The 22,881-nt window shown below is 66.4% G+C and carries 26 protein-coding genes and 2 tRNA genes; 15 read left to right on the plus strand and 13 right to left on the minus strand.

Annotation, left to right across the window (positions count from 1 at the left end; translation table 11 throughout):
* Positions 1 to 182: hypothetical protein (locus AB4Z10_RS06185; RefSeq protein WP_441469517.1), on the plus strand; the 182-nt coding region annotated here is incomplete at its 5' end.
* 236 nt (positions 183 to 418) lie between these two features.
* Positions 419 to 799, plus strand: a complete 381-nt coding sequence (locus AB4Z10_RS06190; RefSeq protein ID WP_441469518.1) for an SHOCT domain-containing protein — start codon at positions 419 to 421, stop codon at positions 797 to 799.
* A 183-nt stretch (positions 800 to 982) separates the two neighbouring features.
* Here the strand turns inward: AB4Z10_RS06190 and AB4Z10_RS06195 are convergent, their stop codons facing one another.
* Together AB4Z10_RS06195 and AB4Z10_RS06200 are read right to left on the minus strand one after the other, a co-directional pair.
* Positions 983 to 1,258, minus strand: a complete 276-nt coding sequence (locus AB4Z10_RS06195; protein WP_441469519.1) for a hypothetical protein — start codon at positions 1,256 to 1,258, stop codon at positions 983 to 985.
* Between the two features lie 47 nt (positions 1,259 to 1,305).
* Positions 1,306 to 1,713, minus strand: coding sequence for a hypothetical protein (locus AB4Z10_RS06200; protein ID WP_441469520.1), 408 nt, complete (start codon positions 1,711 to 1,713; stop codon positions 1,306 to 1,308).
* Here AB4Z10_RS06200 and AB4Z10_RS06205 point away from each other — a divergent pair.
* Together AB4Z10_RS06205 and AB4Z10_RS06210 are read left to right on the plus strand one after the other, a co-directional pair.
* A complete protein-coding gene (locus AB4Z10_RS06205) occupies positions 1,712 to 1,882 on the plus strand; it encodes a hypothetical protein (RefSeq protein ID WP_441469521.1) in 171 nt (56 codons plus the stop codon). The genes AB4Z10_RS06200 and AB4Z10_RS06205 overlap by 2 nt on opposite strands.
* A 570-nt stretch (positions 1,883 to 2,452) precedes the next feature.
* Positions 2,453 to 3,709 carry a hypothetical protein gene (locus AB4Z10_RS06210; RefSeq protein ID WP_441469522.1) on the plus strand — a complete coding sequence of 419 codons (1,257 nt, stop codon included), beginning with the start codon at positions 2,453 to 2,455 and terminating at the stop codon, positions 3,707 to 3,709.
* A gap of 60 nt (positions 3,710 to 3,769) precedes the next feature.
* Here AB4Z10_RS06210 and AB4Z10_RS06215 read toward each other — a convergent pair.
* From AB4Z10_RS06215 to AB4Z10_RS06225, 3 genes are all read right to left on the minus strand, one after another.
* Positions 3,770 to 3,846: transfer RNA gene (locus AB4Z10_RS06215), tRNA-Arg, on the minus strand.
* Positions 3,847 to 3,884: 38 nt separating this feature from the next.
* Positions 3,885 to 4,190, minus strand: coding sequence for an ETC complex I subunit (locus AB4Z10_RS06220; RefSeq protein ID WP_441469523.1), 306 nt, complete (start codon positions 4,188 to 4,190; stop codon positions 3,885 to 3,887).
* A gap of 68 nt (positions 4,191 to 4,258) precedes the next feature.
* Positions 4,259 to 4,335 (minus strand) — tRNA-Pro (locus AB4Z10_RS06225).
* Positions 4,336 to 4,826: 491 nt separating this feature from the next.
* Here AB4Z10_RS06225 and AB4Z10_RS06230 point away from each other — a divergent pair.
* Positions 4,827 to 5,126, plus strand: a complete 300-nt coding sequence (locus AB4Z10_RS06230; RefSeq protein WP_441469524.1) for a hypothetical protein — start codon at positions 4,827 to 4,829, stop codon at positions 5,124 to 5,126.
* A gap of 94 nt (positions 5,127 to 5,220) precedes the next feature.
* Here the strand turns inward: AB4Z10_RS06230 and AB4Z10_RS06235 are convergent, their stop codons facing one another.
* Positions 5,221 to 5,694, minus strand: coding sequence for a DUF192 domain-containing protein (locus AB4Z10_RS06235; RefSeq protein ID WP_441469525.1), 474 nt, complete (start codon positions 5,692 to 5,694; stop codon positions 5,221 to 5,223).
* Between the two features lie 207 nt (positions 5,695 to 5,901).
* On the opposite strand from AB4Z10_RS06235, the gene AB4Z10_RS06240 reads away from it, so the two are divergent.
* Both AB4Z10_RS06240 and AB4Z10_RS06245 read left to right on the plus strand, forming a co-directional pair.
* On the plus strand, positions 5,902 to 7,749 hold the full coding sequence (locus tag AB4Z10_RS06240) for a hypothetical protein (RefSeq protein ID WP_441469526.1): 1,848 nt from the start codon (positions 5,902 to 5,904) through the stop codon (positions 7,747 to 7,749).
* The gene (locus AB4Z10_RS06245) at positions 7,739 to 8,452 is read left to right on the plus strand and encodes a CatB-related O-acetyltransferase (protein WP_441469527.1); all 714 of its coding nucleotides are present in this window, start codon (positions 7,739 to 7,741) and stop codon (positions 8,450 to 8,452) included. The genes AB4Z10_RS06240 and AB4Z10_RS06245 overlap by 11 nt, the downstream gene beginning before the upstream one ends.
* On the opposite strand, the gene AB4Z10_RS06250 is transcribed toward AB4Z10_RS06245, so the two are convergent.
* From AB4Z10_RS06250 to aspS, 5 genes are all read right to left on the minus strand, one after another.
* Positions 8,424 to 9,476, minus strand: a complete 1,053-nt coding sequence (locus AB4Z10_RS06250) for an acyltransferase family protein (protein ID WP_441469528.1) — start codon at positions 9,474 to 9,476, stop codon at positions 8,424 to 8,426. The two genes, AB4Z10_RS06245 and AB4Z10_RS06250, sit on opposite strands and share 29 nt — an antisense overlap.
* On the minus strand, positions 9,473 to 10,354 hold the full coding sequence (locus AB4Z10_RS06255; protein WP_441469529.1) for a glycosyltransferase family 2 protein: 882 nt from the start codon (positions 10,352 to 10,354) through the stop codon (positions 9,473 to 9,475). The genes AB4Z10_RS06250 and AB4Z10_RS06255 overlap by 4 nt, the downstream gene beginning before the upstream one ends.
* A gap of 143 nt (positions 10,355 to 10,497) precedes the next feature.
* Positions 10,498 to 10,800, minus strand: a complete 303-nt coding sequence (locus AB4Z10_RS06260; RefSeq protein ID WP_441469530.1) for a hypothetical protein — start codon at positions 10,798 to 10,800, stop codon at positions 10,498 to 10,500.
* A 15-nt stretch (positions 10,801 to 10,815) separates the two neighbouring features.
* On the minus strand, positions 10,816 to 11,187 hold the full coding sequence (locus AB4Z10_RS06265; protein WP_441469531.1) for a hypothetical protein: 372 nt from the start codon (positions 11,185 to 11,187) through the stop codon (positions 10,816 to 10,818).
* 5 nt (positions 11,188 to 11,192) lie between these two features.
* A complete protein-coding gene (gene aspS / locus AB4Z10_RS06270; protein ID WP_441469532.1) occupies positions 11,193 to 12,977 on the minus strand; it encodes an aspartate--tRNA ligase in 1,785 nt (594 codons plus the stop codon).
* A 138-nt stretch (positions 12,978 to 13,115) separates the two neighbouring features.
* Between aspS and rnd the strand changes: the two genes are divergently transcribed.
* Positions 13,116 to 14,255, plus strand: a complete 1,140-nt coding sequence (rnd, locus tag AB4Z10_RS06275; RefSeq protein ID WP_441469533.1) for a ribonuclease D — start codon at positions 13,116 to 13,118, stop codon at positions 14,253 to 14,255.
* Positions 14,256 to 14,387: 132 nt separating this feature from the next.
* Here the strand turns inward: rnd and fliP are convergent, their stop codons facing one another.
* Positions 14,388 to 15,158 (minus strand): flagellar type III secretion system pore protein FliP, encoded by a 771-nt coding sequence (gene fliP / locus AB4Z10_RS06280; protein WP_441469534.1) that lies wholly within the window; start codon positions 15,156 to 15,158, stop codon positions 14,388 to 14,390.
* A 148-nt stretch (positions 15,159 to 15,306) separates the two neighbouring features.
* Complete coding sequence (locus AB4Z10_RS06285; RefSeq protein ID WP_441469535.1) at positions 15,307 to 16,701, minus strand: hypothetical protein; 1,395 nt, start codon at positions 16,699 to 16,701, stop codon at positions 15,307 to 15,309.
* Between the two features lie 209 nt (positions 16,702 to 16,910).
* On the opposite strand from AB4Z10_RS06285, the gene flgB reads away from it, so the two are divergent.
* The 7 genes from flgB (at position 16,911) to cckA (ending at position 22,871) form a co-directional block, all read left to right on the plus strand.
* Positions 16,911 to 17,312 carry a flagellar basal body rod protein FlgB gene (flgB, locus tag AB4Z10_RS06290; protein ID WP_441469536.1) on the plus strand — a complete coding sequence of 134 codons (402 nt, stop codon included), beginning with the start codon at positions 16,911 to 16,913 and terminating at the stop codon, positions 17,310 to 17,312.
* A 17-nt stretch (positions 17,313 to 17,329) separates the two neighbouring features.
* On the plus strand, positions 17,330 to 17,740 hold the full coding sequence (gene flgC / locus AB4Z10_RS06295) for a flagellar basal body rod protein FlgC (RefSeq protein WP_400508392.1): 411 nt from the start codon (positions 17,330 to 17,332) through the stop codon (positions 17,738 to 17,740).
* A gap of 32 nt (positions 17,741 to 17,772) precedes the next feature.
* Positions 17,773 to 18,096 carry a flagellar hook-basal body complex protein FliE gene (locus tag AB4Z10_RS06300; RefSeq protein ID WP_441469537.1) on the plus strand — a complete coding sequence of 108 codons (324 nt, stop codon included), beginning with the start codon at positions 17,773 to 17,775 and terminating at the stop codon, positions 18,094 to 18,096.
* A gap of 24 nt (positions 18,097 to 18,120) precedes the next feature.
* Positions 18,121 to 18,387 carry a flagellar biosynthesis protein FliQ gene (gene fliQ / locus AB4Z10_RS06305; protein WP_441469538.1) on the plus strand — a complete coding sequence of 89 codons (267 nt, stop codon included), beginning with the start codon at positions 18,121 to 18,123 and terminating at the stop codon, positions 18,385 to 18,387.
* 77 nt (positions 18,388 to 18,464) lie between these two features.
* Positions 18,465 to 19,223, plus strand: coding sequence for a flagellar biosynthetic protein FliR (fliR, locus tag AB4Z10_RS06310; RefSeq protein WP_441470023.1), 759 nt, complete (start codon positions 18,465 to 18,467; stop codon positions 19,221 to 19,223).
* Positions 19,224 to 19,230: 7 nt separating this feature from the next.
* A complete protein-coding gene (gene flhB / locus AB4Z10_RS06315; RefSeq protein WP_441469539.1) occupies positions 19,231 to 20,298 on the plus strand; it encodes a flagellar biosynthesis protein FlhB in 1,068 nt (355 codons plus the stop codon).
* 71 nt (positions 20,299 to 20,369) lie between these two features.
* Positions 20,370 to 22,871, plus strand: coding sequence for a cell cycle histidine kinase CckA (cckA, locus tag AB4Z10_RS06320; RefSeq protein WP_441469540.1), 2,502 nt, complete (start codon positions 20,370 to 20,372; stop codon positions 22,869 to 22,871).
* Positions 22,872 to 22,881 lie beyond the last annotated feature (10 nt).

The raw sequence follows: 22,881 nt of genomic DNA on the forward strand, positions 1-22,881 counted from the left end.
GCGACTGCGACGACACGCGCGCCGGATACCTCTTCTGCGATATTTCAGAGATCGATCCCGCCGAGCTCTTCTACCGGCTGCGCGTGATATGCGATGACGGCAAGCAGATACTTGTCGCCGTGATGCATTCCAGCGATCGGTATCTCGCGGTCACAGGGCGGGAAAGCCCTGAGGCAGCCTGAACAGCAAAAGGCCCCTCCAGCCGGAGCGGACGGGGCCGTGTCTGAACTGATGCTGTCAAATTTGCTGCGGTAGTGGGATCGGAAGCACCCTGCCCGACTGCATCAAAAGGCCGCTTTGGGACGCAGCGTCACGAAGCGGGATTCTCTGCAGATTGGCCTCATCGTGGGCCTGGACTAATGCCGTCTCTGACGTCGCACGACTGCTGCAGCACCGCAGTTCGCTTAGGAGATGATCAATGCTATTCGAGGGCGGTTTTACGTTTGCGAATTTTGTCGTCGACGCATTCGCTGTTTTTATGTTTATCCTCTGGTTCTGGCTCTTCATAACCGTAGCGAGCGACCTCTTTCGGCGTCACGACGTATCTGGCCTGAGCAAAGTCCTTTGGATCATCGCGCTAATCGTATTGCCTTACTTTGGTGTGTTCGCGTACTTGCTTACTCAGGGACGAGGCATGGCCGAGCGTAACTTAGAGCGAGCGCAGCATGCACGCGAGGAACTTCGGAAGGTCGTCGGCTTTAGCGCTGCCGACGAGATTGAGAAGCTCATCAAGTTGAAGGCAGCGGGGACCATAACTGAAGCTGAATACGCGAGCCTGAGGCGCCAGCTCGTTTCCTGACGTTCGGCATCTAGCAGCGGTCGGTGAACGGTTTTCGGTTGGCGCTTTGGTCGTAGCTTACGCCGTCGAAGCGAAAAGGCCCGGCCCCCTTTCGGAGACCGGGCCAAGGTTAGGGAGGAAACGTCCGAAGGCAGCCGGTTAGGCCGGCAAGTCCATCTTGCGGCGTTCAGCCGCTCGAGTTCCTCATGGGCTTCGACCTGATCCTCGGACGAAGCTAACAAGCAGGTCCCAGCGATCTCCCAGCCAGACGAACGCTCCCACAGCGATTGGAGCGACCCAAATCAGGAAGCGACCTAGCCGACCGCCGACGCGGGCGAGCATGACGCCGTTGCGGATGATCGCTGTATCGGTCTTGAGCCCAGCCACACTCGTTCTGAGGCGGGTGATATCGGAGCGCATCTCCGTCATGGCCTCGCCACGCTGCGAGCCTTGGTCGAGCAGGAGGACGGTACGTTTCATGATGGTGCTCCGATGTGAGGGAAGCGGCGAACCCGGCCGCTGCGGGATCAGGGTCGAGCTGCTGCGATCGCCGCCATGAACTGCTGGTAGAAGCCGGCGATCTCTTCCCAGTGGTCGGTGATGTTGACCGTACGGCGCGCGTTCATCAGGTCGTCAGGGCCGCCTGTTGGCAGGTAGAAGGCCAAGCCCCTGCCCTGCCCGTTCCAGCGGCCGTCCAGCAGGCCGACAAACATCAGCTCGGCGGCGAAGACAGGATCCAGGGCGCGATCAGGATCTGCCGCGATCCCCTCGCGATCGTAGTTGTCGAACCACGTGAGCTGGACGATGCCGCGCCCGTAGTAGACATGGCCCCACGGTCCGGCCGGCTTCGAATAGCCCTTGTTCGGATAGTGCTTGGCGACATAGGCGCGAGCTTCGGCATCGGACTTCTTGAAGCCCTCGCGCACCGGCACCATGCCGGCGCCGACCTCGCGGCGCGCAGTCGCCAGACCATATGCAACCCGCGTCGCAGCCGGCTCGATGAAGGAGGCCGAGGCTGCGTTTCAGATCGGCATCTTCGAGGAGATGGAGGCTGAGTTCCGCCAGCGCGCCGAAGCCGAGGATCGGGCCGGGAGGCTTCTCTGATGCCTCCCCTCCAAATGAAGGACGCCACGATCCCGGTTCTGCCTCATGCTCCACTCGCCATCCGATGCGTTGCGTTGGCGGGTGCGCGGGCTGCCGGCGTTTGCTTAGCTCCCAGGCCCCGAGCGTCGGCAGCCAATTCCGATCGAATTTACATCTACCGCTGGGATCGCTGCAGCCGGAAGGGCCAGCGCTGCCGCGTGTTCGCGCGTGGCACCATGAATTCCGTCGGCCTCGAATTCGAAGACGGCTTCCGCATGGTCTCCTCCGGCAACGCGCTGAGGAGGTCATGACGATGGCCCGGACGCTCCCTGCCCGATACCCGCCGCACGGCGCCTGGCCGGCGCTCTTGCGCGCTGATTCCGCTGCCGCGTATTTCGACTGCAGCGACACCAAGGAGTTCTTCCGGCGTGTTGCAGCGGGCGAGGCCCCTCGCCCCTGCGACATGATCGGGAAAGGTGCGAAGCGCGAACCGATCTGGACGGTTGATTCCTGCAGGTCTTTCATAAGGGCTCGCTTCGAGCACGACGCTCCTCGCGCCCTTAAAGCTGAAGACGTTGCGGAGTTGATCTGATGAAGCCGCGGCAGCGCCCCCGATACGTGACCAAGAAGTGGCTCAGCGGAGCCAGGAAATGGGCATTTTACTTCGGGGTGCCGTCTTGGGCCCGCGCGAAGGGTTGCCCAGTGGAGAACCGCGCGCTGGGTTTCGAGCGCGACGCTGCCTACGACCTCGCCGAGACCGTTTGCCTTCCCCAATTCGATTCATGGCGGACCGAAGGAATGTCCGACATGGTCCCGGCCCGCACGATCGAAGGGACCTTCGATTGGTTGATCAAGACCTACCGCGACGACAAGCGCTATCTGAACCTCGACGAGGGCACGAAGAAGCTGCACGAGAACGGCTTCGGCCTGGTCGCCAACCACAGCTTGAAGGATGGCCGGCGCTTCGGCTCCCTTCGCTTGGAAAGCATCACCCCGCGCGCGGCTGATCGCCTGCTCGAGGCCATCTCGACGGTCAAAGAGGAAGACGAGGACGGCAACGAGGTCATTCGCTCGCGGCAGACGACGGCGAACCACGCGATGAAGTCTTGCCGGCGGGCATGGAACGTTGCCTATCGCGCCGAGCCCGACATCGTGCCGAAGGAGAACCCGTTCGCGAAGATGGGGCTCAACGACGTCTCGAAGGAGACGCCGGCCGCCACATACCAGGAGCTGCTCGATTTTGTCGCCGCATGCGACGCGAACAATCGATCGTCGATCGGCACGGCGGCCCTGATGACGTGGGAGTGGCTTCAGCGCGAGCGGCACATTTTCATGGATTTCGTAGTGGACCACTACCGGCCGAAGTCGAACCCCGACGCCGTCCTGGTCGTACATCCGAAGACGGGGAAGCAGGTCTGGTGGCCGCTGTACGATCCGGAGCAGCGGGAGCGCGTTCCGCTCTTCCCGGCCCTGATGGCTCGCCTCGATGCGATTCGGTCGAACCGGATTGGCGGCCTGATGCTGGTCCGAGACTGGAAGGACGAGAAGAAGGGCGCCCCGGTGCCCTGGGCTAGCGATTCGGGGGACCTCTCCTACCTCAGCCATCAGGCCAAGAAGATCTTCGCCAAGGCCGGGCTTCGCCCCGAGCTCACCTTCGCATCGTTCCGGCACGGCGGCCTGACCGAGGCCGGAGACAGCGACATGACCGACCGCGAGATCATCGCCCAGTCGGCCCATAGCTCGCCGAAGGTGCTCAACCGCTACGTCAAAAAGACGATGAAGCAGGTCGCCAGCGGCGCCAGAAAACGGACGGCCACCAGAACGAAAGAGGCCGATCCGTCAGAATGAGCAAGAGCATCCTTGTCAGAATGGCGATTCGAACAAAGGAAGATTCCTCAATGAAAACAATGGCGAGCCCGGCAGGATTCGAACCTGCGACCGATAGCTTAGAAGGCTATTGCTCTATCCAACTGAGCTACGGGCCCGAAAGCGAAGGGAGGGCCCCTCGCCTGTCGTCATCGCGTCAATGCGTCCACTGACCGACGCGCGTATACTTGAAATTGTCCGAGTAGGAGACCGAGCGGCGCTTCGGCTCATGCGGCTGCTCGACGCGGAAAGGAATGCCATTGCGCGTGGCATAGGCGACGGCTTCCGCCTCGTTGTCGAACCAGAGCCTGAGCTGGCTCTTCATGTCCGACGAAGAGGTCCAACCCATAAGAGGCTCGATCTCGCGCGGCCGCTCCGGCTCGTATTCGAGCAGCCAGCGCTCGGTTTTGGCGGTGCCGGACTGCATGGCCGTACGGGCCGGTCGGTAGATACGTGCGGTCATGAATAGCGCTCGGCCGTCACCAGATTTGCTCCGGCCCGGGAGCCGGGCCGTATTGTACCGGTCTGGAATGGTCGGGGCACCAGGATTCGAACCTGGGACCCTCTGCTCCCAAAGCAGATGCGCTACCGGGCTGCGCTATACCCCGACAGTCCGCAAGTGTATCGTATCACTCGCAAAACCATCACGACAGTTCCAAAACCACCTGCCGCAACGCGGAACGAAATAGCATCGTCGGGACGGTTTGGGAACAGGAAGTTCCCATTAACGCCCAGCGATGTTTTCCGGCCGTTTGTCTCGTCCCTCCATCGCTCTTGGGAACGAGCATCGCTCCCCTCCCATGTAACCCGGCGGCCGACGCTATCGCCGCTCGAGAAGCGGCTCGCCTCTTGCGGAAGGCGGCGGCCTTCGGCGGGCGCCGGTGGCGCACTCCTTGAAGCGCTCGGCTCCACGCCACAAGGAACGCGCCGATATGAAACAGGTCGCACCGTTCCGGCACAGCCGGGGTCCTGCCGAAGCCTCACCGATCAACGCCTGGATCAGAGTGCTCGTTGTGCTCGTCCTGGCTGCGTACATCGCGCGTGCAGCCCTGCATCTCCACCAGCTTCTCATAGCTGCAAAGCCCTGAAGGAACGCGCCATGAAACGAGGAAATCCGCTCTCGCGCGCTGCGCGCCTGGCAAAGACGAGGCGCGAGCAGGAAGAGGCCAGAAGAGAGCGCGAGAAGCACTTCCCCAAGCCGCACCTTGTGCGGGAGGTCGACCCGTCGAACAGGGACGAGAACGACGAATCGGAGAAGCCGCGGCAGGCCCTGACAGCGGAAGCGGACGGATCCCACGTTCGCCGGGAGCTGCCGCGTTCGCTGCGCTGGCGCATCCCGGGCGTCGTCCCCGCCTCGTCGTGGGAGAACGTGATCTTCGCCTTCGTCCCCGCACGGTAGCGCAACCCGAAGCCTGGCCGGCCGTTCACGAAGTTTTGCGGGCGGCCGTCACGAAGCGGGCTTTATTCGCCAGCAGCCCCCGCCTCGCCGCCTCTCAGCGTTTGAACAGCGGATGCTCGACCTTGTCTCCAGGCTTGAGGCCAAGCTGCTTGCTGACGCCGCCATTGATCTCGAGCACCGACAGCACCGGCTCGCCGGCGGGAATCGTGCGCGTCGAAAGCGGCTCCGTCCGCTCCGCGATGCGCGCGATGGTGCCGTCCGCTCGAATGAACAGCATGTCGAGCGAGATGTAGGTGTTCTGCATCCACATCGCCACCGGCTCGCTGGCGCCGAAGTCGAACAACATACCCCGATCGGCCGGCATGTAGTTGCGGAACATCAGCCCCTTCGCGCGCTGGTCGGGCGTGCGCATCACCTCGACCTGGAAGGCATGCCGCGTGCCGCCGCTCACGATCACGAGCGGTTCGAGCCCGGCGCCGGCTGAGGCAGGCTGGCTCTGGGCGGCGGCGGGCATCAGCGCCATCAGGACGAGAACGATTGCGGCGAAAGCGGTCTTGAAGGCGTGCATCGCGTCCCAACTCCATGGCGGCCATCGCCATTCTCATGCTTTAGAAGCGGCGGATGGCGAATCTTCGGCAGATGGCCGTGTCCGCCATCTTCCGGTCAAGCCTTTCCTCGTCATATGAATGCAGGACGCTGCCTCCCAGAGTTCGGCGGCTTTCTTTCGCTATCCGCTCGCGGCAGTTTCGCCCGGCCAATGAAGCAGGAGTCCCTTATGTCGATCGCGCGCCTTCGTCGGCCGACGCATCTCACCGGCACGGCCTTGACGGCCGTCCTCATCGCCTTTGCGTCTCCCGTCTGGGCCGCCGATTTCCAGATCGACAACGTCAAGATCGATCTCGGCCGGATGGTGATCAATGCGCCGAAGATCACCGTCAAAGGCTCTACGCTGGAGAAGGATGTCTTCCTCGCCCTGTTCACCAGCACCGCCGGTGATTCGGCGGCGGCGCGCGCGGGCCGGCTGAATGCGACCGAGATCAGCGCACCCGAGCTGACCATGGTGCAGAATTTCGGCGATCAGAAGCAGACGACGACCTATCGCGACATCCGCCTCACCGACATCCGCGAAGGCAGGATCGGCCACGGTGAATCCGCCAGCGGAACGATCGTCGGCGACGGTGGCGCCACCGGCCCGATCAAGGGCGAGCTGAAGCGCACGGCCTTCGACGCCTTCGACCTGCGCCAGAGCGCGCGGGTGCTGACCGAGAAGGCTGCGCCGGRCGTCGAGGAGAAGATGTCGCCGCTGATCGGCAGCTTCGAGCAGGACGGCTACACCCTTGACATGGGCAAGGCCGGCAAGGCGTCGCTGGGCAAGACCACTGCGCGCGGTTTCGCCGCCAAGGTCGGCCCCGAGCCACTGCTCGACGTCGTCAACCAGCTCGCCGCCGCCTCCGAGGAGGTCGAGAAGAAAGAGGCCGGCAAGAAGGACGGCAAGGCCGAGCAGAGCGAGGAGAAATCCGCGCAGAAGAGCGACGCCGAGAAGCGACTCGGTCTGTCCATGCTCTCGCTCTTCGACATGTTCGAATATGGCAGCGGCGAGGCTCGCGACTTCGCCATGACCGTTTCTGCCCCGCCGCAATCGGACACCAAGCCGGATGCGGTCGACATCAAGATCGCCCGCATGGCCTTTGGCGAGAATACGCCGGCCAAGTCGGGCTTCGCTCTCGAAGGTTTCCGCTTCAGCTCCGGCCCCGCCAAGGGCGGCATCGACACGATCAGCTATTCCGGCTTCTCCTTCGCGCCGGTCTTCCGCGAGTTGCGCGCAGCGCTGACGGAGCCTGACAAGCCGATCGAAGAGCTCGACTTCCGCCGCTTCATCCCGACCATCGGCACGGTGCGCCTCGCCGGGATCTCGATCGACGCGCCGCCGGCCATCACCGGCAAGGACGCGATCAAGATCGCGCTCGGCACCTTCGAGCTCAAGGCCGGCGAGCAGCTCAACGGCATCCCGACCAGCCTCGCGCTGACCATCGACAAGCTGGTGACCCCGATCGTCGACACGGCCGGCAACCCGGCCGCCAAGGACATGATCGCGATGGGCATCCGCTCGCTCGATCTTTCGGCCAAGCTCGACTTGGCCTGGGAGGCGGCGAAGAACGAGCTCGCCATCCGCAGCCTGTCGCTGGGCAGCGCCGGCCTCGTCCAGCTTGACGCCTCCGGCACGCTCGGCAACGTCACGAAGGACCTGTTCTCCAGCGATMTCGCCCTCGCCCAGGTCGCCGCGCTCGGCGCCACCGCGCGCAATCTGCAGGTCAAGCTGCAGAATTTCGGCCTGGTCGAGAAGATGATCGAGAACGAGGCCCGCAAGTCGAAGCGCAAGGTCGAGGAAGTCCGCCAGCAGTATGCGATGATCGCAAGCCTCGGCCTTGCCGCGATCCTCGGCCCCTCCGACGCCGCCAAGACGCTGACCGCGGCGGTCTCGCGCTTCGTCGCGAAGCCCGGCACGCTCAACGTCCAGGCCAGCGCCAAGTCGCAGACCGGCCTCGGCCTCGCCGACGTCATCACCATGACCGAGCCGACGGAAATCTTCGACAAGATCGACCTGAAGGCCGATGCCCTCTGATCTGGAGGGCGTCATCGCTGCCGAGGATCGCGACTGGCGCCCCTCGCGCCTGCAAGGATGGTGGGCAGGACTGCCCGCCGTCCCGCGCGGCTGGCTGCGCAAACGGCTGAACCCGAACAACCAGACCCGGCTACACTTGGCGCATCTCCTTGCACGGCGGCCGGGGCAATTCGTCTTCGGCCGCTACACCTATGGCCGCCCGAAGGTGCGCTTCCCCGAAAGCGGGGCGAGGCTCGCCATCGGCCGCTACGGCTCGATCGCCGACGGCGTCGAGATCCTGCTGGGCGGCAATCACCGGCTCGACTGGGCGACGACCTACCCCTTCCCCGCGCTGCCTCGCCTCTGGCCGGAGACGGCGGGCGTGAGCGGCCACGACACCACGCGTGGCGACGTCGTCATCGGCCACGATGTCTGGCTCGGCTCGCAATGCATGATCCTGTCCGGCCTCCGCATCGGCCATGGCGCCGTGGTGGCGGCCCGGGCCGTCGTGACGCGCGACGTGCCGCCCTATGCGATCGTCGCGGGCAATCCGGCCCGCGTCGTCAGGCTGCGCTTCGGCGAGGCAACTGTCGCGGCACTTCTCGAGAGCCGCTGGTGGGAGCTTCCGCGCGAACGGCTCGCCCCCCTCCTTCCGCTCCTCATGAGCGAGCGGATCGGGGAGTTCGTCGCCGCGGTCAGGACGCGCGCAGCAACCGGCGCTTGAGGTTGAGCGCCGGCTTCTCGACCAGGAACCAGGACAAGGCCGCGATCACGAAGGTCGCAACCATAGAGGGCCACAGCAGCGCAACCGCGCCAAGGGCCGGAAACAGCGCGTGCAGAGCCTGCTGCACCGGCCAGCCATAGAGATAGACGCCGTAGGACAGGTCTGCCGGCGGCTCTACCGAGCGGCGCGTCAACGCCGGGGCGAGTGCGATCACGAGAACGCCCCAGGCCGTGACGAGATAAAGCGCCGCCTTGTAGAACGGCGTGTAAGCGAGCGGCACCAGCGCGAGAAGCGCGAGCGCCAGCAGCGGCAGCGAGAGCGTCACCCGCTCGCGATAGAGATAGATGACGCCGCCGGCGAGGAAGATCAGCGGCAGGCGCAGGGCCGTCTCCGTGCCCTTCGGTCCGTGGGGCATCAGCACCTCGCGCAGGACCACCGCCATGGTGAGGGCAGCAAGCGCGGCCAGGGCCAGCCGCGGCCTGGCGAGCAGGCCGGCGAGACCCGCGACCAGAACCCCGAGATAGCAGAGCGTCTCGTATTTCAGCGTCCAGACCGTCCCCATCGGGAATTGCAGCGGATTGCCCTCGAACACGCCCGGCAGGGCGGCTGCGCTCTTGAAGCTGGTCAGCGTCGCGCTGATGAAGCGCCACAGCCGCGGATCGCTGAAATACGCCGCCCGGTCGAGGTTCGTCATCAGCGCGCCGAGCACGAGGGCCACGATCAGCGTCGCCGCAATCAGGCCGGGCGCGATGCGCAGCACCCGCGCCAGCACATAGTCGCGCCAGCCACGTCGCAGGAAGCTCATCGTGACGAGGAAGCCGGAGATCGCGAAGAAGCCGTTGACGGCATGCTCGCCCAGCGTGAAGCCCGTCGTCGCGAACCAGGGCTCCTGCTCGAGCCGCCCGTCGGTGACGCTGAAGGCGTGCGAGATCACCACGGCCACGGCCATGACCAAGCGCAGCACGCCGAAATTGTTGTGCGGATTGGCGAGCGCTTTCGCGACACGCGGCGCACGCCCGATCATGGCGAAACCTCCAGCCCCTCATGCGCCAGCGCCGTCCTGCCGCGACGCCAGGCCCGCGCCCCCGCGACCGAGCCGGCATGGGCGCTCATCTTCTCGCGGTTGAGCAGAAGGCCGTAGCCGATCGCCTTGCCGAAATTCTCCAGCGTGCGGATCGGGCCCGGCTCCGGCAGGCGGTATTTGCGGGCGATATAGCCTTCCGACCAGGCCAGATGCCAGCGTGCCTTGAACCGGCGCTGCGGCGATGGCGCGCTCGAGCGACCGCGGCCATGCCGCGCCTCGGCACGATGGACATGGATCAGCGCATGGCCGGCATCGCGCATGCGCCGGCACAGGTCGTCATCCTCGTAGAACAGGAAGATCGCCGGGTCGAAGCCGCCCAGCGCGACGAACAGCTCGCGCCGGATCAGCAGGCAGGCGCCGGAGAGGAAGGGCAGGCAGGCGTCGCCTTCCGGCACGACCATGCCACCGCTGCGGTTGAGATGATCAGGCGAGAGCAGCGAACGTGGCTGCAGGAAGACCCGGCCCGAAGGCTCGATGATACGCGGCGCCAGCATCCCGGCATCGGGATAGCGCCCGGCCGCTTCCAGCAGCGCTGTGGCCGCGCCCGGGCGTAGTTCCAGATCGGGATTGACGATCAGCACATACGGCGTGTCGGCCGCGGCGATACCGATATTGTTGCCGCGTCCGTAGCCCTCGTTGCGGGCGTTCGCGATCACTCTTGCGCCCTTCGCCGCGGCGACGCTGCGGCTTTCGTCCTGGCTGGCATTGTCGACGACGATCGCCGGCACGCCCTCGGCCGCCAGCGCATCAAGGCAGGCGGGCAGAACCTCGGCGCTGTCGTAGCTGACGACGATGGCGGTGATGGCGGCGGCGGGCATTGCGGCCTTGTGGCCTCGACACTGCGCGGGACGCAAGCGAATTCACAGCATCGGACCGAAAAGCGGAATCCGGCTTTCGGAGGAATCCGTTGCTTTCACAAAGAGCTAGTTGCCGCGCTGCGTTCGGCATGACGCACGGCGATCTAGCGCCGGGCGAGCGCGCCGATCTCGCCTTGCACGCGCTCGCGCTCCGCCGTGTCGCAGCGGTGCGGCGCCTTGTAGGATTTCACCGCGTAGCCGGCATTGGCCTCGATGAAGCGCTGGCGGTCCTGCCGGTCGAGCCGGGCGATGATGCGGCCGCGGTCGACGCGCAGGCCGCAATCATAGGCGCGCGAGACCGTCGCGGCGGCATACTCCACGGTGCCTGGCGGCGGGCCGGCCACGCTGGTGCACCCGGCAATCCCGAGGAGCATCAGCCCCGCGGCGAACAGCTTGGCAGTGGTCATGAAATCGGCAGCCGCTCAGGAGGCGTCGAAGTTCCCGCCGCGGATGCGGCCCATCCGTTCCTTGAGCTGCCCCCGCTCCTCGACCGTGCAAGGCTCGGGGCGGATACCCTGGTTGACGGTCTCGGCCTCGGACACGCTGACATAGGCAGAACGGGCAGCGGCAAGCTGTTCGTCACTCGCCCCGCGCGCCTTCTCCGCGGCGAGGAAGCGATCGAGCGTGCCGCGCTGCGGCTTGGCCGCCTTGCAGGCCGTCGCGCGCGAGACGGTCGTGGCCAGCGCCGAGGCACGCCCGGCGCTGGTATCGGCTTCGCCGGCGACGCAGGCGCCGAGCGGCAGCGCAAGAAGGCAGGCGAGCGACAGGGCTCGCCCGGCAGGCAGCGAAGGCATGGTGGTCAGCCGTTCTTCTCGGGCAGGTTGACGCGCAGATGCGCCTCGCGCAGCTGCTTCGGCGTCGCCTCGGCCGGCGCGCCCATCAGCAGGTCGACCGCCTGCTGGTTCATCGGGAACAGCGCGACCTCGCGCAGGTTCGTCGCGCGCGCCAGCAACATGATGATGCGGTCCACGCCCGCCGCCATGCCGCCATGCGGCGGGGCGCCGTACTGGAACGCGCGATACATGCCGCCGAAGCGCTCGATCACCGTCTCCTCGCCATAGCCGGCGATCTCGAAGGCCTTCACCATTGCCTCGGGGCGGTGGTTGCGGATGCCGCCGGAGGCCAGCTCGAAGCCGTTGCAGGCGATGTCGTACTGGAAGGCCTTGAGCGAGAGCGGGTCTTCCTCGGTCAGCGCCTTCAGACCGCCCTGCGGCATCGAGAAGGGGTTGTGCGAGAAATCGACCTTCTTCTCGTCCTCGTTGTACTCGAACATCGGGAAATCGACGATCCAGGCGAAGGCGAAGACGTTCTCGTCGATCAGGTTGAGCTCCTGGCCGACCTTGTTCCGGGCGCTGCCGGCGAACTTGTAGAACTTGTCCGGATCGCCCGCGACGAAGAAGCAGGCGTCGCCGCCCTTCAGCCCCATCTGCTTGATGATCGCGGCGACGCGCTCAGGCCCGATGTTGTTGGCGATCGGCCCCTGGCCCTCGCCGTCTTCCTTGACCATCAGGTAGCCGAGGCCGGGCTGGCCCTCGCCCTGCGCCCAGGAGTTCATCCGGTCGCAGAAGGCGCGCGAACCGCCGCCCGGCGCAGGGATCGCCCAGACGCGGTTCTTCTCGCCCTCGAGGATGCGCGCGAAGACCTTGAAGCCCGAGCCGCGGAAATGCTCGGAGACATCCTGCATCACCAGCGGGTTGCGCAGGTCGGGCTTGTCGGAGCCGTATTTGGCGATCGACTCGGCATAGGGAATGCGCGGCCAGTTCTTCTGGACGGTGCGGCCCTCGGCGAATTCCTCGAACACGCCGGTGATCACCGGCTCCATCGTCGCGAACACGTCCTCCTGCTCGACGAAGCTCATCTCGACGTCGAGCTGGTAGAACTCCCCCGGCAGGCGGTCGGCGCGCGGATCCTCGTCGCGGAAGCAGGGCGCGATCTGGAAATAGCGGTCGAAGCCCGCCATCATCAGGAGCTGCTTGTACTGCTGCGGCGCCTGCGGTAGCGCGTAGAACTTGCCCGGATGCAGGCGGCTCGGCACCAGGAAGTCGCGCGCGCCTTCCGGCGAGGACGCGGTCAGGATCGGCGTCTGGAACTCCGAGAAGCCCGAATCCTTCATGCGGCGGCGCATCGAGTCGATGACCTTGGTGCGCAGCATGATGTTGTTGTGCAGCTTCTCGCGACGCAGGTCGAGGAAGCGGTACTTGAGGCGGGTATCCTCGGGATATTCGAGATCGCCGAAGACCGGCAGCGGCAATTCGGCCGAGGGACCGAGCACCTCGATGCCTGTCGCGAAGACCTCGACCGCACCGGTCGGCAGGTTGGCGTTCTCGGTGCCGGCGAGACGGGGCTTGACCTTGCCGTCGATGCGCACGACCCATTCCGAGCGCAGCGTCTCGGCATCCGCAAAGGCCGGCGAATCCGGATCCACCACTACCTGCGTCATGCCGTAATGGTCGCGCAGGTCGATGAAGAGCACGCCGCCATGGTCGCGGATGCGGTGGCACCAGCCGGAGAGGCGAACGGTCTGACCGATGTCGCTCTCGCGGAGCGCGCCGCAGGTGTGGGAACGGTAGCGATGGAGGGTCACGGCACTGTCTTTCGGAAAGGCAATGGAAGCCGGCCAAATCGGGCCGGCCGCAGCTTGCGGGCTAACCACACGCGCGCGCCTAAAATGTCAAGAACGGCCGCGACATCCGGCCCCGGACTCTGCTAAGAGCCGAAGGCCATGCATCTGATCACTGATACCGCCGAGCTCGCCGCCGCCTGCGACCGCCTCGCCGCCCACCCTTTCGTGACGGTCGATACCGAGTTCCTGCGCGAGACGACCTATTATCCGAAGCTCTGCCTGATCCAGCTCGCCTCGCCGGACGAGGCCGTTCTGGTTGATCCGCTGGCGCCCGATCTCGACCTCGCCCCGTTCTTCGGGCTGATGGTCAACGCGTCCGTGGTAAAGGTCTTCCACGCCGCCCGGCAGGATCTGGAGATCGTCTGGCTGCTCGGGCGCGTGCTGCCGGCGCCGCTTTTCGATACTCAGGTCGCCGCCATGGTCTGCGGCTACGGCGACTCGGTCGGCTACGAGCAGCTCGCCAACGATCTCGCCAAGGCCCGCATCGACAAGTCCTCCCGCTTCACCGACTGGTCGCGCCGCCCGCTCACCGAAGCACAGCTCGCCTATGCCGAATCGGATGTCACCTATCTGCGCCAGATCTATCTCGCGCTGAAGGCCGATCTCGATGCGAGCGGCCGCGAGAGCTGGGTCGCCGAGGAAATGGCGGTGCTGACCTCGCCCGGGACCTACGAGGTCAAGCCGGAGAATGCCTGGCAGCGGCTGAAGGGGCGTGTCCGTAAGCCGCGCGAACTGCCGATCCTGATGGAGGTTGCCGCCTGGCGCGAGCGTGAGGCTCAGGGCCGTGACGTGCCGCGTCAGCGCGTTCTCAAGGACGACGCGCTGATGGACATCGTCCAACGCGGCCCACGCACGGTCGAAGCCCTTGCCGAGTTGCGCTCGGTCCCCAACGGCTTCGAGCGCTCGCGCAACGGTGCCGAGGTTCTCGCCGCGATCGAGCGCTCGGCCGCGATCGATCCAAAGACCTTGCCCAGGCTGGAGCGCGAACGCGGCCGGCCGGCCAACGGCGCCGTGCTCGACCTGCTCAAGGTGCTGCTCAAGGCGGTTGCCGATGCCGAGCGCGTCGCACCGAAGATCATCGCCTCGAGCGACGATCTCGAAGCCATTGCCTCGGACGAGCTCTCCGATGTGCCCGCACTCAAGGGCTGGCGGCGGGAAGTCTTCGGCGAGAAGGCCCTGGCACTGAAGAACGGTTCGCTCAGCCTACGCATCCAGCGCGGCCGGGTCGTGGTAAGCTGAAGCTTACGGGAGCCGCACCGTCATTCTCGGGCGAAGCGAAGCGCAGACCCGAGAATCTCCGTCCGGTCGAGGCTCCCGCGGCCACGCGTCACGAGATGCCCGGGTCAAGCCCGAGCATGACGAGCGACTTCCTCAGCCCCCGACCCCGTAGCTCTTCACCAGCGAGCCGGTGACGAGCCCCCAGCCGTCGACCAGCACGAAGAAGATCAGCTTGAATGGCAGGGCCACCGTCACCGGCGGCAGCATCATCATGCCGACTGACATCAGGATCGAGGCCACCACGAGGTCGATTATCAGGAAGGGCACGAACAGCAGGAAGCCGATCTCGAAGGCACGTCGCAGCTCCGAGATCATGAAGGCGGGAACCAGCACCTCGACGCCGACGTCCTGCGGCTGCTGCGGGCGCGGCCCCTGCGACATGTCGAGGAAGAGCGCCAGATCCTTCTCGCGGACATGCCTGAGCATGAAGGTCTTGAAGGGCACGACGCCGCGGTTATAGGCCTCCTGCGGCTGGATCTGCCCCGCGACAAGCGGCTGCACGGCGTTGGTGTAGGCCTCCCGCAGCGTCGGCGCCATGACGAATCCGGTGAGGAACAGCGAAAGCCCGATGATCACGGCATTGGGCGGCGCGGTCTGCGTGCCCAGCGCCGAGCGCAGCAGCGACAGCACCACCACGATCCGGGTGAACGACGTCACCATGATCAGGATCGAAGGCGCCAGCGACAGCACCGTGATGACGGCGATGAGCTGCAGCGCCCGCTCGGCGACGCCGCCACCCTGCCCCAGATCGAGCGACAATGTCTGCGGCAGCGCCGGTGTCGCCTGCAGCGCGAGCAGGAGCGCGGCGGCCAGCAGGGCGCGCCCGAAACGATAGCGTCTCGCTGGTCTGGAACTCGATGTCACACGCGGCTGCCGCTACGCCCGACTCACGCGATCGGACCGCACGAGGCTAGTCACGGCAAAGCGCCGCGCAACCGGTGCGCGGCGCCTCAGGACCGGAGGGCCGACATTCCTGTTGATGGCCGCCGGCAGCGGCATCAACCGAGATCGTTCAGGACTTCGCCTTGGGGTCGCGTCCGAGCAGGCGGGCGAATTCCGCCTCGATGGCATCGACCGAGAAGGGATCGAGCTCCTTCGTCTCGGGCTCGGCCGGCTTGTCGGCCTTGGGCTTCACCTCGGGCTCGGGCTCGGGCACGGCCTCGGGCTTGGCCTCCCGCTCGGGCTCCGGCTTGGCGACGGCTGCGAAAGCCTCCTCGAACTCGTCCTCGTCGATCACCGGCGTGGGCTCGCTCGGCTTGGGAGGCGCAACCGGCGGTGGCGGCTCCGGCGCCTTCATCTCGACCGGCTTCGGCTCGGGAGCCTTCACGGCAGGCGCAGGAGCAGGAGCAGGCACCGGGGGCGCGGCGGGCTTGGGAGCCGTACGCTCCGGCGTCAACCCCAGCGCGGCCGCAAGCTCCGCCTCGACATCGCTCGGGAGCACCGGCTGGCGCGGCAGCGCGGCCGGGACCGGGGCCGGTTCAGGCTTCAGCGTGACCTTCGGCTCGGGCGCCGGTGGCGGCGGAAGCGGCGGTGGCGGCTCGACCGGCTCGGCGGGCGGCTTCGGCGCTTCCGCAACCGGCTTCTCGAAGGGCCTGACCGGCGGCACGGGCGGCTTCACCGGCGGGGCAGCGCTTTCCTGCACCGCTTCGCCCGGCAGATTGGCGGGGCGCACCGCAGAGAACGGGCGCTTCAGCGCCTCCTCGAGCTGGCGGGTCATGTCGTCGAGCTCGCCCGCGCTGACAGCCGGCGGCGGCGCGTGTTCGCGTGCAAAACTCGGGGCTGGGCCCGTTGTGAGGGGCGGGATCGGAGCTGGCGGCGCCGGCGGAACGATAGGTTTCGGCGCCGGCTGTGTCTCGCCACCACCAAGGCCGAGCGCAGCTGCAACTCCCGCGCTCGCGGCGGCAGCAGCGGCGACCTCGCCATGCGTCGGCCCCGAACGCGTCGGCAACGGCGGCAGAACGTCGGGAGCCTCGGCGACGGCAGGCGTCCTGCGCAGTTCGTCGCCGGGGCGCGCAGGCGGTTCGGCCGGCGGAACCAGCGTCTCGAAAGGCGGCAGCGGGCGGTCGGGCAGCGCCGTCTCATTGTAGTTCGGCGCGACCGCGCGGCTACCGCTGCGCATGATATTGGCTTCGACCACGACGTCGGAGGCACCGCCGATCATGACGAGGTGTTCGACATTGTCGCGCCTGATCAGAACGAGCTGGCGCTGGCGGTCGAGATCGTAGCTGTCGACGACACCGAGGCGAGGCTGGCGCTGGCGCCCCCCGGCCTGGCCGCGCAGCCGCAACCGCCCGCCTTGGATCTGCCGCACGAAAAGTCCGAGCAGGGCGAGAAGCACAAGGATGACGACAGAGGCGACGATCACCTTCTGTGCGGTCGAGAGTTCCAATCCGAACAAGCTCTGCAAGGTCTGCCTCATCTGCGAAGACGGCCCCCGGCGGCCGAAGTTCCGCACGAGGTTCAACACCTTAGCTATAGCATAACGCTTTCACCATCGGGAAACATGGTGAACGCGTGGTTAACGCGACCTATGAAATGCCGCAGACTTAACCGGTTGTTAACCATGAGCCCGGCAGGATTTGCCTAGTATCCGGCAGTGCAGCGAGGGGCTGGGCCATGGCGAATGACGGCTTGAGCATCGGCGGCGGCCTGATGCAGGCGCTGAAGCTGCGCATGCAGTACCAGCAGTCGCGCCAGAAGATTCTGGCCGAGAACGTCGCCAATGCCGACAGCCCGGGCTTCCGCCCGGTCGACCTGAAGCAGCCGAGCGTCGACCCGGCCCGCGCCGGCGTGGCCCTCGCCCGCACCAGCGCCGGCCATATGAGCCTGTCCACCGGCAATGGCGGCTTCGACGGCACCGGCGCCCCGCGCTTCGAGACGACCCCGAACGGCAATGCGGTGAACCTCGAGGACGAGATGCTCAAGGTCGCGCAGAACCAGTCGGACTACCAGCTGGCCGCCTCGCTCTACAGCAAGGGTCTCGGCCTGATGAAGATCGCCATCGGCAAGGGACGCTAAAGGATGGGGCGCTGATCATGGATCTGATCAAGAGCATCGCCGTCGCCGCTTCGGGCCTGCGCAGCCAGTCCGGCCGCATGCGCGTCATCTCGGAGAACATCGCCAACGCCGATTCAGGCCCCGAGCGCGCCGGCGCCGAGCCCTATCGTCGCAAGGTCCCGACCTTCCAGCGCCATTTCGACCGCGAGCTCGACGCGCAGCTGGTCGCGCTCGGCAAGGTCCAGCGCGACCAGAGCGCCTTCAAGGTCAAGCATGAGCCGGGCAATCCGGCAGCTGACGCCAAGGGCGACGTGCAGATGCCCAACGTCAATTCGCTGGTCGAGATGGTCGACATGCGCGAGGCCCAGCGCAGCTACGAGGCCAACCTCAACCTGATCTCTTCGACGCGCCGGATGATCCAGCGCACCATCGATATCCTGCGCGCCTGAACCGCGCGGCTCCAGAAGGGGACTGAACCGCCATGGCTACTCCGGGTTTCGCTGCGGGCGCCTACGCCTCCATCCAGGGGGTGGGCGCCGGCAATCTGATGCGCAAGCCGCTCGCCACAAGCGGCACGGAATCAGGCGGGCCGGACTTCTCCGCCCTGCTCGGCAAGGCGCTGGACGCCACGGCCGAGGCAGGCCGCAAGGCCGATACCCAGACCGCCACCGTCGCCGGCGGCCGGGCCGACATCGTCAATGTCGTCACCGCGGTCGCGGAAAGCGAGGCTGCGATCGAGACGCTGGTCGCCGTGCGCGACCGCGTTATCGCCGCCTATGAAGAAATCATGCGGATGCCGGTCTGACGGCCAAGGGATCGAGATAAGATCATGACCTCCGGAGCCATTCTCGACGTCGCCCGCGATGGTATCGTCGTCTTCCTCAAGGTCGGCGGACCGCTGATGGTGATCGCGCTCGTCGTCGGCCTCGCCGTCTCGCTGGTACAAGCACTGACCCAGATCCAGGAACAGACACTCGTCTTCGTCCCGAAGATCGTTGCCGTCTTCGCCGCGCTGATGCTGTTTCTGCCGTTCATGGGTGACGCGCTGGCGGGTTATATGGGGCGAGTCGCCGCCCGAATCGCCACGGGCGGATGAGCCTGTCGCGACTGCAGCCGGCCTTTGCCGGCGCAGGCCCGCGGCACCCGCGCTGGCGGAAAGGTGCCTGCGGCACGATGCAGATCGCGATCCTGCCCGAGATCAGCGCCCTTTTTGTGCTCGTCTTCGCGCGGGTCGGCACGCTGGTCATGCTGATGCCCGGCATCGGCGAGCGCTTTATCTTTTCGCGATCGCGGCTGTCGCTCGCCTTTTTCATCGCCCTGATGATCGTGCCGGTCGCCCGGCCTTCCCTGCGCATCCCGCCCGATGTCTCCGGTATCGTCGCGCTGCTCATCGGCGAGCTGCTGATCGGCCTGATCATCGGCGTCTGCGCCCGGCTGGTGATGGCGTGCCTGCAGACGGCCGGCACGCTCGTCGCCCAGACGATGGGCCTCGGCTTCGCCATGACGGTCGATCCGACCGGCGGCCTGCAGAACCCGTCGATCGGCAATTTCCTGACCATGCTCGGGACCACGCTGATCCTGACGACCGATCTGCACCACATCGCCATCGCGGCGATCCATGAGAGCTACCGCCTGCTGCCGCCCGGCGGCGTGCCCGAGATGCCGGATATCCTGACGCTCGCCGTGCAGTCGGCAGCGCGCGGCTTCGCCCTCGCCGTGCAGATCTCGGCGCCCTTCCTCGTGTTCGGCCTCCTTTTCAATCTCGGCCTCGGCGTGCTGGCGCGGATGATGCCGCAGCTCCAGGTCTTCTTCCTCGCCGTGCCTGCCTCGATCCTCGGTGGCATGCTTGTCCTGCTCGTCGTGGTCGGGGTGATGATGAGCGTCTTCCTCAACGATCTCGGCGCCTTCCTGCGTCAGTTCACGGGGGGCTGAGCACGCCATGGCCGAAGATACCGAGAACGAGGACAGGACAGAGGACCCGACCCAGCGAAAGCTGGACGAGGCCACCGAGAAAGGCGACGTCCCCCGATCGCAGGAGATCGGCACCTTCTTCGTGCTTTGTGGCTTCACGCTTGCGTTGCTGGTCGCCGCGGGCTGGTCGGCGCGCGATGCCATGCTCTCGCTGCGCTCCTTCCTGATGAACGCCCATCAGGTGCCGCAGGACGGCGCTGCCTTCATGCATGTCACACGGCAGGGCGTGCTGACCGGCTTCATGGCGCTGGGCCTGCCCTTCGCCTTCATCCTCTGCGCCGGGCTCGCCGGCGCCCTGCTCCAGCACAAGCCGCTCTGGACCTTCGAGCCGCTGATGCCGAAATTCGACCGCATCTCCCCGATGGCAGGCGCCAAGCGCATGTTCGGCAAGGAGGCCTGGGTCAATTTCGCCAAGGGCCTCGCCAAGACGGCGCTGATCGGCGCGGTGGTCTGGATCACGCTCTGGAACCAGCACGACCGGCTCGAAGCCTTCGTGCAGATGAACGTTTCCGCCCTGATGCCGGCGACACTCTCGCTCGCCATTAAGCTGATGGGCGCGGTGCTCGCCCTCTTCGCCATCGTCGCCATCGGCGATTTCGCCTGGCAGCGCTTCAGCTGGTACCAGCGCCAGAAGATGACGAAGCAGGAAATCAAGGAGGAGTTCAAGAACTCCGAAGGCAATCCCGAGGTCAAGGCGAAGCTGCGCCAGATCCGCGCCCAACGCGTGCGCAAGCGCATGATGGCCGCGGTGCCGAAGGCGACGGTGATCATCACCAACCCGACCCACTTCGCCGTCGCCCTGCAATACGAGCCTGGCATGGCGGCGCCCCTCTGCCTGGCGAAAGGCGTCGACACCATGGCCCTGAAGATCCGCGAAGTCGCCGGCGAGCATCGCGTGCCGATCGTCGAGAACCCGCCGCTGGCGCGCGCGCTCTACGCCACGGTCGACATCGACCAAGAAATTCCTGTCGAACACTATCAGGCGGTGGCCGAAGTCATCGGTTACGTCTTGCGCCTGAAGGGCCGGCGCGCCTAACTCGGCAGCGATGCGAAGAAGGATGGCCGCAACGTTCCCGATGCGGCCCAGCAGCGAACGGACTTCACCGCATGAGCGGCACCACGGCGACCACAATTGATCGCTCCGACAAGCCCGGCCATATCGGCATCATCCTGCTGGTCGCGGGTCTGCTCGTCGGCGCGGCCATCGCGCTCGGCTTCCTCGCCAATGAATGGGCGCAGCCGCTGATCCTTGGGTTGCTGGCCCTTCTTTCGGTCATCGGCGTCTTCGGTCTCTTCGCCTTCGCCATCGGCCTCGTCCAGTTCTCAGGCCGCGCCGCCCGCAACGACCTGACCAAGACGATCGTCGACAGTGCGGACGAAGGCATCGTCGTAACCGAGGGCGAGAACGAGATCGTCTACGCCAACGAGGCCTATCTCGCGCTCGCGGGCGCCACAGGTGCGAACGACCTCAAGCCGGTCGGGCGTCTCCTGACTGGCCGCGCCGACGTCTCGGAGGCGATCTACAGGCTCGCCGCAGCCGCCCGCGAGAACCGCCGGCTGGTCGAGGAGGTCCGTCTCGAGCCTGCTCTCGGTGGGCGCGGCGAGGTCGGCTGGTATCGCGTGCGCGTCACGCCGGTGCGCCGCGAGACCGGCAACGCCACGCTCTGGTCGGTGACCGACATCACGCCCGAGCGCGAGCGGCAGGAAAACGCCTTCCAGGAGCTCCAGCACGCGATCGACTATCTCGACCATGCGCCGGCCGGCTTCATCTCGATCGACGCCGACGGCGAGGTCTCCTATCTCAACGCCACGTTGTCGAGCTGGCTCGACTTCGACCTAGCCCGCTTCGGCTCCGGCGGCCTGCAACTCGACGACATCTGCACGCCGGCCGCTGCCGCGCTGCTCCAGGCGATCCGCGGCCAGCCCGGCGATGTCCGCGTCGAGGTGCTCGACGTCGACCTCAAGCGCCGCAATGGCAACCCGCTGCCCGTGCGGCTGCACCATCAGGTCGCATTCGGGCAGGACGGCCGCGCCGGCCCTTCCCGAACGCTGGTCCTCAACCGCGCGCCCGGCGAGGCCGGCGCCGATCACGGCAGCGATGCCGAAGTCCGCTTCGCCCGCTTCTTCCACTCGACGCCTATGGCCATCGCCACCGTCGACAAGAGCGGGGCGATCCTGCGCTCCAACGCCGCCTTCGCCCGGCTCGCGCCGTCCGGTACGCCGCTTCGGACGATCTACGATCTCGTCGCGCCCCATTCCGGCCTCGAACGCGGCGTTGCCGAAGTCGTGGAGGGCAGCTCCGCAGTGAGCCCGCTGGATCTCGCCCTCGCCGGCGAGGACGGGCGCTCCGCCAAGCTCTACCTCGCGCCGGTCTCCGCCTCCGAGGACGGCGACGGCGAGCGTGCCATCGTCTATGCGCTGGAGACCACGGCCGAGCGCAAACTGCGCGACAACATGGACCAGGCCGGCAAGATGCAGGCCGTCGGCCAGCTCGCCGGCGGCATCGCGCACGATTTCAACAACGTGCTGCAGGTCATCATCAACGCCTCCGAGTTCCTGCTCGCGAGCCACCGGCCGACCGACCCGTCCTTCCCGGACATCATGCAGATCAAGCAGAACGCCTACCGCGCCGCTGCGCTGGTGCGGCAGCTGCTCGCCTTCTCGCGCCGCCAGACCCTGCGCCCGCAGGTGCTGGAGCTCGGCGAGGTGCTCTCCGACCTCTCGCTGATGCTGAAGCGCGTCGTCGCCGACAAGGTGACGCTCGACGTCCGCCAGGGTCGCGACCTCTGGCCGGTCAAGGCGGATCTGGGGCAGCTAGAGCAGGTCATCGTCAACCTCGCCGTCAACGCCCGCGACGCCATGCCTGATGGCGGCAAGCTGACGGTCCGCACCCGCAACGTCGCCCGCGAGGACTGCGTGAGCTTCAGCCACGCCGGCCTTCCCGCGGACGACTATGTCCTGCTCGAGGTCGAGGACACCGGCACCGGCATCCCGCAGGAGCATCTCGACAAGATCTTCGAACCGTTCTTCACCACCAAGGAGGTCGGCAAGGGCACGGGTCTCGGTCTTTCGATGGTCTACGGCATCGTCAAGCAGACCGGCGGCTATGTCTTCGTCGATTCCACCATCGGCAAGGGCACGGCCTTCCAGATCTTCCTGCCGCGCCACGTCCCGAGCCAGGAGGAAATCGCTGCCGAGGTCGCCGCCAAGGAGGCACCGAAGAAGCTCGCCGCCGACCATACCGGCGCCGGCGTCATCCTGCTGGTCGAGGACGAGGATGCAGTGCGCGCGCTGAACGCCCGCATGCTGGTCTCGCGTGGCTACACCGTCCACGAAGCCGCATCCGGCGTCGAGGCTCTCGATCTCTTCCTGAAGAATGACGGCCAGATCGACCTGGTCGTCTCCGACGTCGTCATGCCCGAGATGGACGGCCCGACGCTGCTCGGCGAGCTGCGCAAGCGCAACCCGAACACGAAGGTCGTCTTCGTCTCCGGCTATGCCGAAGAGGCCTTCCGCAAAAATCTGCCGGAAGGCGAAGACTTCCACTTCCTGCCCAAGCCGTTCACGATGAAGCAGCTCGTCGAGACGGTGAAGGCGGCGATGGGCTGAAGGCGCCGGT

The organism is Allobosea sp. RAF48, assembly GCF_052114025.1.
Taxonomy (GTDB): Bacteria; Pseudomonadota; Alphaproteobacteria; order Rhizobiales; family Beijerinckiaceae; genus Allobosea.